This window comes from Leptolyngbya sp. FACHB-711 (genome assembly GCF_014695615.1).
GTDB lineage: Bacteria > Cyanobacteriota > Cyanobacteriia > Elainellales > Elainellaceae > Leptolyngbya_A.
In genome coordinates, this window is the sequence record NZ_JACJOR010000127.1 from 1 (window position 1) to 6,034 (window position 6,034).

The following is a 6,034-nucleotide window of genomic DNA, read 5'->3' on the forward strand; positions in this document are numbered from 1 at the left end:
ATAAGCCCGTCGTAACAATTCAATTAATCCTGTTCTCGGCATACAAGTTTATAGAACTCAGTAAGTCGGCATGGGAAAAACAGCAACCCGTGGGAATCGACCGCACTCCAAGTTTTGATTCGATTCTGATTAACAAGTGACGCTGATGCCTCGAGGTCTGAGGGCTTGTCATTTGGTTAACAATGGGGTGAATTGGCTCGCTGAGTTTCCCGGCTCAATCTCCCTTGATCAATGAAAAAATCGAGCTATCCTGGAGGTTCGATCGAGCGGAGTGAGTGCATGCCTTGGTTTGTCAAAATTGAAAAAGGTGTCGTTGACAAGTCTACCTTTGACCAATTTGTTCCGGCACACAAAGCCTATGTCCGGACGTTAATTAACCAGGGGCATCAAGCAAAAACAGGCTATTGGGGTGATTTGGGGGGCGGCATGATGCTGTTTCAGGCAGCCAGTTTAGAGGAAGCTAAGGCGATCGTCGCTCAAGATCCGCTGATTCAAAACGGCTGCGTTGATTACCAGATTCATGAATGGCGCATCGTCGTCGAGTAGCAGTACCCCATCGCAAACCCCAAAAGCCTTTTTCAGGCAGGCTTCACCCCTGGTCAAACTAGAGCATTCTATAGAAAAGTACAGATAGATAAAGATGAGTGATAGCAGTGACGGTTATAAAGTAGTTGCAGACAATCGAGAAGCTCGGTTTCAGTACGAAATCTTAGAAACTTTTGAGGCAGGCATTGAGCTGCGCGGAACCGAGGTGAAGTCAATTCGCCAGGGCAAAGTGAACCTGAGAGACGGCTTCGCTTTGGTCCGAAATGGAGAAGTCTGGCTGCACAACGTTCACATTTCACCGCACGAAACCACGAACCAGGTGTACAACCATGACCCTCGCCGAACGCGCAGGCTCTTGCTTCACGCTGAGGAAATTCGCCGGCTGATTGGACAGGTCGAACAAAAGGGACTGACGCTGGTACCGCTCAAGATGCACCTGAAGCGCGGCTGGATTAAGCTTTCCCTGGGTCTGGCACGAGGCAAGAAACTGCACGACAAGCGGGAGGATCTGAAGCGTAAGCAGGCGAAACGCGAGATCGAGCGGGTAATCAAAAATTACTAGACTGGCGGGGAGAGGGGTGGCGATTTCTCTCTGGGAAACGGCGGAACGATCGCACCTCAGGCTTCTTGCAAAGGCAAAAAAATAAAGTGTTAAGAAATTTTGCAGTAATTGCTCCGCCTGTGTTAACATTACTTCACAACGCGACCCTGGGGCATCCAGAAGCGGTTCAGAGCTTGGGGTTTATCTGAACTCTAGTATCAGGATGTGCCGTAGGTATCGGGTTATCTCCTCCCAACACAGCGAGTTTGCCAGCCAAGGGGCTGGCATTTATTTAAATCTTGCTCTTGCCGAATGCCATGATAGAAAGAGCTATTCAGCCAACAGGAATAAATTTGCAGTGAATTCTTTTTTTACGATCGTCGCTGTTCCGTCTGCGTGATAACTTAGTGAATGGCTGTAGGAAAGCCGCTTTGCCCAATCTCCTGCTTATTTAAGATGCTCTTTTATTCAGCAATGTAAAAGTTGTGGTCAATTCGGTCATTTGAAGGATAAACTTTTAGGCTGAAATTAGGATATCGAGCAGGATATTTTGCCGATTATATTGTTAGCATTTATAGGTACATTAATTAGACGCTGGCTAGGTTTGGGTGGAGGGTCAGTTTGTTTCTAGCAGGACGTTGCAAACGTTTATCGCCTCCCATCAGCAGTGGAAGTAAGGGTTTTTAAATTGTTTTGTTTTTGAGCCTTCGGAGGGTTTCATGTCAATTCGGCTATATGTGGGCAATCTGTCCAAAGAGTTGGAGCGTCAGGAGTTAGAAGCCGTTTTTGCTGAGTTCGACGACTCTGTTTCAACCAAGGTGATTACCGATCGCAAAACGGGTAAATGCCGTGGCTTCGGTTTTGTCACGGTGAAGAGCGAAGAACAGGCAGATGAAGTGATTGAAAAATTTAACGGTTATCTGTTGAAGGATAGCCCCATTAAGATCGAGCGGGCGCAGCCTCGTACCAAAGGCAAAGAAGAGACCGCAGAGCAGGCTCCGCAGGGCAATCCACCCAGCAATCGTCGGAGTGGTGGCAGCAAAGGCAACAATAAGTCTCGCAAAGTGACTTCAACCGAACCGGAAGCAGTTCAGCCCGATCCGCGTTGGGCGCAAGACCTGGAAAAGCTCAAGCAGCTTTTGGCAGCTCAAGCCGCAAATCCCTAGTCTGCCAATCGTTTGCTAAACTCAAGGCTTTTTGATCGATCGCAATGACCATCAGAAGCCATTGTTCTGATCGAGCGGTTGCCTTCCTGAGTTCGGAGATACAAACCCTTAAAGGAACGTGCCAACTCAATCAAACAAAATCGTTGCCTGTGGCATACGGGGTACAGATATCTCGGTTGCGACAGGCAATTTGTTTGGCAATTTTCGCCAGGATGTCCAGCAAAACTTAGGGAGAAATCGGCTCTTTTGCAGCAAGCAGCATGATCATTTGCAGCAGTTGCTCTGGCATAATTGGGTCGTGCAGCAGGTCATTTGCGCCGATCGCCTGCCATGCCTCTCGCTCTTCTATCTCTGGTGCAAGCGCAACAATTTTAATTTGTTTGGTGACAGGATTACGGCGAAGTGCGTGAATCAGGGTCTCTCCTTTGATGTCTGGCAGATCAACGTCGGCAATGATCGCAAAGGGACGCATTACTTCAATTTGACGCACTGCCGTTGCCCCTTCTAGCATCCAGACGAGCTGGTAGCCTGCTGCGGTCAGGCTGTCGCAAATCACTTCCGCAATTTCTTCTCGATGCTCAATCAGAATAATCTTGCCTTTTGGCGGATCGATCAGGCTGCGAGTTTCGATCGGGGAACTGGCATCGATCGATCGGAGAATGGGTAAGCGAACGGTAAAGACTGACCCTACTCCGGCAGTCGATTCAACGGTGACCGAGCCTCCGTGAAGCTCCACAAGCTGCTTGGTGAGTGCTAAGCCTAAGCCCGTTCCCTGATACTGCCGACTATAGCCGCGATCGAGCTGATGAAACTTCTGAAAAAGCTGCGGAATCAGATGTTCAGGGATGCCAATGCCCGTATCTTGAACTTGAAGCATCACGAAATCTTTTTCTGTAAACACCCGCAGCGTCACCCGACCGCCTGCCAGGGTAAATTTGACCGCATTGCTGAGTAGATTATGAAGAATCTGACGCACCCGCTGCGGGTCGGCAATCAGTCGATCGCTTTGTGGGGACAGATGCAAATCAAGCTCAAACTCAACCTGATGCAAAGCCGCGTAACTTTCTAGCATTTTCAGCACCTGCCGCACTAGATGAGACAGCGAAACCTCCCGCAGGTTGAGAGCCATTCTGCCTGCTTCGACTTGGGATACAGCGAGAATGTCTTCAATCTGGTTGAGAAGCCGCTCACCACTGTCGTGAATCATCTGAAGAAAATGCTGTTGGCGGTTGTCAAGCACATGGGCGGACCAGCGTTGTAAAGTTCTTGACATTCCGATAATGCAGGCGAGGGGGGTACGAAGTTCGTGGCTCACGGCTGCCAAAAACTCACTTTTTGCCTGGTTTGCCGCCTGCGCTGCCAGCATTGCGTCTTCAAGTGCCTGGGTTCGCTCAATCACGCGCTGTTCCAGAGTGTGTTTTTGCTGCTGAAGTTCGCTGTAAAGCTGGGCTTGATGAATGGCGATCGCCAAATGCTCGGCAATGTGCTGCAAAAATCGCTGTTCCCGGTCTTCCCAGCAGTAGGGCTGGGTGCAATTGTGAGCGATCAGGAGTCCCCAGAGGCGATTGTTTACCCAGATCGGAGCCACAAGCTTTGCCTGCACCTGGGCACGCTGCAAAAATTCCAGCAGGCAGGGAACTGATGTTGCATATCGCACGGTAACATCTTCTACTATCAGCGGAAATTGCCAGGATTCTCGGACATGTCCGCGTAGCTCATCTACAAAGCAATGAGCATCTGAAAAATGCAGCACTGAAGGAATTGTGTCACTGGCTCTTGCTTCATAAATGACTGAACCCGCCGCCTGCGAATCGATTACTCCGAAGGGGGAACTGCTCTGCATCGTCCCCTCCTGCCATAAAGCTTGTGAGAAAGATGATTCTGTTTGAGTCACACCCTCAATCTGGTAAATCACCAGGCGATCGACCCGTAGACAAGCTCGCACTTGATCGACCGCTGTTTGCAGAATGATTGGCAGCTCTAAACTTTGCCGAATCTGGATCATGACCTGATTTAGCAGCCGTTCTTGCTCGACTTGCTGTTGTAGCGCAGGCTCACACACTGCAACTAGAGTCGAGTCCAACGGCTCCAGCAGCAAATCGAGAAGTTGACGGGTAAAGTCCGTTTGAATCTGCATATCATTGGGCTGAAGCCGCGATCGAGCTTCCATCCACTCTGGTTGCCAGTTGCGCTCAACCTGGGGCAGCAGCCCGTCTAGAAAAGCGGCAATTTTCTCAGGTTCAAAGTTAAGGCTGATTTGATAGGAAACTTCTGTGCCAGACTGCGCTCCGGTCAAAGGTTGAATGCCTGTCAGCAGCTCTGCCTGGAGCAGGGCACTAAATCCGGGAGAGGCAACTAAGCTAAAAAGTTGAGATTGTGCAAGAAGGGGGGATTGCGATCGTTGACCCGCCAGGGCTACCTCGGTTATCTCGATCGCCTCAACCTGGGCTGCAATCTGCTGAAACAATTTTCTTAATCGATCGAACTTTGAAGCAGACCAAGCGCGGCTGAGCGTGAAAGCATCAGAAATATTGATCGTCTCGCCCATCCTCATTTCCATTCCTAAACGATCGGTGCTGCCGGAATTTGGATAGCGACCGTCAGATTGAGCCGTCAGAATTGAACCGTCAAATTTCAGCCAGTGCTAGCGCTATCCTGCGAAGCGGCGCATATTCGCTGCCTTGACTGTGGAAAGTTAGCCTTTTCAACTCTCTATAATGATGCCTGCAAATGCCTGCAATCAGCCAATCTCAATGAAAATCTTTATAGCTGCTGCCTGAAGGATAAGCATCCAACGGTAGACTGTAGTTTGACTGCGGTGAATTTAGATTTATTCTCCATTTGTTTTCTCTGCTTGTTCATTTCGCAATTCATCCTCCTATGACGGCTGCTGTCAAATCTTCTCCTCGAATTACTTCTCAACTAGTCAACGGCATTTTGGCGATCAAGCCTCTGGCGGACCTGGCAAAAAATCGGGCACGCAACATGATGATCAAGCGAGCTGAGTCGATCGGCGTGTACTGGCATGATCAGGTGCAAGCTCTTCGATCGCGCAGCGACAGCGCATCTTCTCAGGTTTCGTCTCAGGTGTCTCCTCAGTGGGAGCAAGAGCTTGCCCAGGTGCAGAGCGCGAATCTGACCTATCCCGACTATTACCTACGAATGTTTCACGCTTACGAGGACGGGAATCTAAGCTGGGATGCAGCAATGGAAGTCGAAGTGGCTGCCCATGCCGTTCATGCTCGGGTTTGGCCGGACTCTGGCGAACAGGGTGATATGCGACTGCGCCAGAGCTATCAAACCGTGCTGCAAGAGCAAATTAACACTGCACCGCAGAACATCTTAGACATTGGCTGTAGCGTTGGCATGAGTACCTTTGCCCTGCAAGCCCTTTACCCGCAAGCGCAAATTACTGGAGTCGATCTCTCGCCCCATTTTTTGACGATCGCCCAGTATCGCACTGAGCAGCGAGAACGCGGGGAAGATTACGCAATTCAGCCTTCGCTTGCGCCCAGCCCAGATCAAGCAGCCCAAATTCCTAGCCCCACCTGGCTTCATGCCGCTGCCGAAGCGACCGGATTACCCGATGCCTCGTTTGATCTTGTGTCTGCCCACCTTCTGTTCCACGAACTGCCTCAGTCGGCAGCAATCGACATTTTGCAAGAAGCGCGACGGCTCCTGCGTCCAGGTGGTCACATTGCAATTATGGACATGAATCCGCGATCGGAAATCTACGCCAAGATGCCGCCCTACATCCTGACGCTGCTGAAAAGCACAGAGC

General features: G+C 50.2%; 5 protein-coding genes. 4 read left to right on the forward strand and 1 reads right to left on the reverse strand.

What is annotated here, in order from left to right; all coding sequences use genetic code 11:
• Positions 1–279 precede the first annotated feature (279 nt).
• From H6F80_RS04080 to H6F80_RS04090, 3 genes are all read left to right on the forward strand, one after another.
• Entirely contained in the window at positions 280–546 is a 267-nt protein-coding gene (locus H6F80_RS04080; RefSeq protein ID WP_190790332.1) for a YciI family protein, read from the forward strand.
• Positions 547–640: 94 nt separating this feature from the next.
• The gene (gene smpB / locus H6F80_RS04085) at positions 641–1,108 is read left to right on the forward strand and encodes an SsrA-binding protein SmpB (RefSeq protein WP_190790333.1); all 468 of its coding nucleotides are present in this window, start codon (positions 641–643) and stop codon (positions 1,106–1,108) included.
• A 698-nt stretch (positions 1,109–1,806) separates the two neighbouring features.
• Positions 1,807–2,253, forward strand: a complete 447-nt coding sequence (locus H6F80_RS04090) for an RNA recognition motif domain-containing protein (protein WP_190790334.1) — start codon at positions 1,807–1,809, stop codon at positions 2,251–2,253.
• Positions 2,254–2,479: 226 nt separating this feature from the next.
• On the opposite strand, the gene H6F80_RS04095 is transcribed toward H6F80_RS04090, so the two are convergent.
• Complete coding sequence (locus tag H6F80_RS04095) at positions 2,480–4,801, reverse strand: hybrid sensor histidine kinase/response regulator (protein ID WP_190790335.1); 2,322 nt, start codon at positions 4,799–4,801, stop codon at positions 2,480–2,482.
• Positions 4,802–5,133: 332 nt separating this feature from the next.
• Between H6F80_RS04095 and H6F80_RS04100 the strand changes: the two genes are divergently transcribed.
• On the forward strand, positions 5,134–6,034 hold a 901-nt coding region (locus tag H6F80_RS04100), incomplete at its 3' end, for a class I SAM-dependent methyltransferase (RefSeq protein ID WP_190790336.1).